This is a genomic window from Aquimarina algicola (genome assembly GCF_006443095.1).
Taxonomy (GTDB): Bacteria; Bacteroidota; Bacteroidia; order Flavobacteriales; family Flavobacteriaceae; genus Aquimarina; species Aquimarina algicola.
This window is the reverse complement of sequence record NZ_VFWZ01000020.1, coordinates 1-303: the sequence shown is the minus strand read 5'-3', so window position 1 is coordinate 303 and position 303 is coordinate 1. Positions and strand designations below refer to the sequence as shown.

General features: G+C 38.0%; 1 protein-coding gene. It reads right to left on the bottom strand.

All coding sequences use genetic code 11. The annotated features are described in order from the left end of the window. The coding region (locus FHK87_RS26490) for a hypothetical protein (protein WP_226294432.1) at positions 1-303 on the bottom strand (303 nt) is incomplete at both ends.

Here is a 303-nt window from a genome sequence, read left to right as displayed (position 1 = left end):
TACTACCATCCGAATCAGTGATGATCAAGTTTGTTCCATCTTCAGTGAAGGTAGAATTGGTTGTATTAGTATCCGTATCAATATCCGCTAAAGGAATAGACACTGTACTACCATCCGAATCAGTGATGATTAAGTTTGTTCCATCTTCAGTGAAAGTAGAATTAGTTGTATTTGTATCCGTATCGATATCTGCTAACGGAATAGATACTGTACTACCATCCGAATCCGTGATGATCAAGTTTGTTCCATCCTCAGTAAAGGTAGAATTGGTTGTATTGGTATCTGTATCGATATCTGCCAACG